Raw genomic sequence first — 3073 nt, 5'->3', positions numbered from 1 at the left:
TCCGAATGAGAATCTCCTCAGCAATTGCTTCGCGCAATGAGGAACCCCGAGAACTGAAACATCTCAGTATCGGGAGGAAAAGAAAACGCAACGTGATGTCGTCAGTAACCGCGAGTGAACGCGATACAGCCCAAACCGAAGGTCCTACGACCAATGTGGTGTTTGGACTGACTCTCATCAGCAGACCATTTCGACGAAGTCCCTTGGAACAGGGCGTGACACAGGGTGACAACCCCGTACTCGAAATCAGTACGCTGTGCGTCAGTTCCGGAGTAGCGGGGGTTGGATATCCCTCGCGAACAACGCAGGCATCGACTGCGAAGGCTAAACACTCCTCGAGACCGATAGTGCACAAGTAGTGTGAACGAACGCTGCAAAGTACCCTCAGAAGGGAGGCGAAATAGAGCTTGAACTCAGTTGGCGATGGAGCGACGGGGCATACAAGGTCCCGTGACGAATGACCGAGACGCGAGTCTCCAGTAAGACTCACGGGAAGCCGATGTTCCGTCGTACGTTTTGAAAAACGAGCCAGGGAGTGTGTCTACATGGCAAGTCTAACCGGAGTATCCGGGGAGGCACAGGGAAACCGACATGGCCGCAGTCTTCCGACGAGGGCCGCCGTCTTCAAGGGCGGGGAGCCACGTGGACACGACCCGAATCCGGACGATCTACGCGTGGACAAGGTGAAGCGTGCCGAAAGGCACGTGGAAGCCTGTTAGAGTTGGTGTCCTACAATACCCTCTCGTGATCTACGTGTAGGGGTGAAAGGCCCATCGAGTCCGGCAACAGCTGGTTCCAACCGAAACATGTCGAAGCATGACCTCCGCCGAGGTAGTTCGTGGGGTAGAGCGACCGATTGGTGTGACCGCCTCCGAGAGGAGTCGGCACACCTGTCAAACTCCGAACCTACGAACGCCGTTCGACGCGGGGATTCCGGTGTGCGGGGTAAGCCTGTGCACCAGGAGGGGAACAACCCAGAGATAGGTTAAGGTCCCCAAGTGTGGATTAAGTGTAATCCTCTGAAGGTGGTCTCGAGCCCTAGACAGCCGGGAGGTGAGCTTAGAAGCAGCTACCCTCTAAGAAAAGCGTAACAGCTTACCGGCCGAGGTTTGAGGCGCCCAAAATGATCGGGACTCAAATCCACCACCGAGACCTATCCGTGCCCTTGACCGGGCAATCGAGTAGGTTGGCGCTCTCATTGGGTGGAAGCAGGGGTGAGAACTCCTGTGGACCGATGAGTGACGAAAATCCTGGCCATAGTAGCAGCGATAGTCGGGTGAGAACCCCGACGGCCTAATGGATAAGGGTTCCTCAGCACTGCTGATCAGCTGAGGGTTAGCCGGTCCTAAGTCTCACCGCAACTCGACTGAGACAAAATGGGAAACGGGTTAATATTCCCGTGCCACTATGCAGTGAAAGTCGACGCCCTGGGGTCGATCACACCGGGCTTTCGCCCGGTCGAACCGTCAAACTCCGTGGAAGCCGTAACGGCAGGAAGCGGACGAACGGCGGGATAGGGAAACGTGATTCAACCTGGGGCCCGTGAAAAGACGAGCGTAGTGTCCGTACCGAGAACCGACACAGGTGTCCATGGCGGCGAAAGCCAAGGCCTGTCGGGAGCAACCGACGTTAGGGAATTCGGCAAGTTAGTCCCGTAAGTTCGCGATAAGGGATGCCTGCTCCGGAACGGAGCAGGTCGCAGTGACTCGGATGCTCGGACTGTCTAGTAACAACATAGGTGACTGCAAATCCGCAAGGACTCGTACAGTCACTGAATCCTGCCCAGTGCAGGTATCTGAACACCTCGTACAAGAGGACGAAGGACCTGTCAACGGCGGGGGTAACTATGACCCTCTTAAGGTAGCGTAGTACCTTGCCGCATCAGTAGCGGCTTGCATGAATGGATTAACCAGAGCATCACTGTCCCAACGTTGGGCCCGGTGAACTGTACATTCCAGTGCGGAGTCTGGAGACACCCAGGGGGAAGCGAAGACCCTATGGAGCTTTACTGCAGGCTGTCGCTGAGACGTGGTCGCCGATGTGCAGCATAGGTAGGAGGCGTTACAGAGGTACCCGCGCTAGCGGGTCACCCAGCCATCAGTGAAATACTACCCGTCGGTGACTGCGACTCTCACTCCGGGAGGAGGACACCGGTAGCCGGGCAGTTTGACTGGGGCGGTACGCGCTCGAAAAGATATCGAGCGCGCCCTAAGGCTATCTCAGCCGGGACAGAGACCCGGCGAAGAGTGCAAGAGCAAAAGATAGCTTGACAGTGTTCTTCCCAACGAGGAACGCTGACGCGAAAGCGTGGTCTAGCGAACCAATTAGCCTGCTTGATGCGGGCAATTGATGACAGAAAAGCTACCCTAGGGATAACAGAGTCGTCACTCGCAAGAGCACATATCGACCGAGTGGCTTGCTACCTCGATGTCGGTTCCCTCCATCCTGCCCGTGCAGAAGCGGGCAAGGGTGAGGTTGTTCGCCTATTAAAGGAGGTCGTGAGCTGGGTTTAGACCGTCGTGAGACAGGTCGGCTGCTATCTACTGGGTGTGTCATGGTGTCTGACGGGAACGATCGTATAGTACGAGAGGAACTACGATTGGCCGCCACTGGTGTACCGGTTGTCCGAGAGGGCAGTCGCCGGGTAGCCACGCGGCACGGGGTAAGAGCTGAACGCATCTAAGCTCGAAACCCACCTGGAAAAGAGACACCGCCGAAGGTCCCTGTACAAGACAGGGTCGATAGACTCGGGGTGTACGCACTGAGGTAACGAAGTGTTGAGCCCACGAGAACTAACAACCTGAAGCCATCATTCATACGCACTGTGACTCGATTCACCGACGATTACTCGTCGCTCGAACGAGTCCAGGCGCAAACTGGATCGCACGTACACGCATCGACTGACCGAGTTGGAGTATCACGGTTCGACTCCGTGACTCGGCGTTAGGCGGCCATAGCGGCGGGGTTGCCTCCCGTACCCATCCCGAACACGGAAGATAAGCCCGCCAGCGTTCCAGGGAGTACTGGAGTGCGCGAGCCTCTGGGAAAGCTGGTTCGCCGCCACCATTCATAC

The 3073-nt window shown here is 56.8% G+C and carries 2 rRNA genes; both read left to right on the top strand.

From position 1 onward, the window contains the following. Positions 1–2816, top strand: a 23S ribosomal RNA gene (locus EGH21_RS23970); the annotation flags it as partial. Positions 2817–2943: 127 nt separating this feature from the next. Beyond that, positions 2944–3066: ribosomal RNA gene (gene rrf, locus EGH21_RS23965) — 5S ribosomal RNA — on the top strand. Positions 3067–3073 lie beyond the last annotated feature (7 nt).

The organism is Haloarcula rubra (assembly GCF_019599465.1).
GTDB classification, from domain to species: Archaea; Halobacteriota; Halobacteria; order Halobacteriales; family Haloarculaceae; genus Haloarcula; species Haloarcula rubra.
This window is presented reverse-complemented; position numbering and strand designations above follow the sequence as displayed.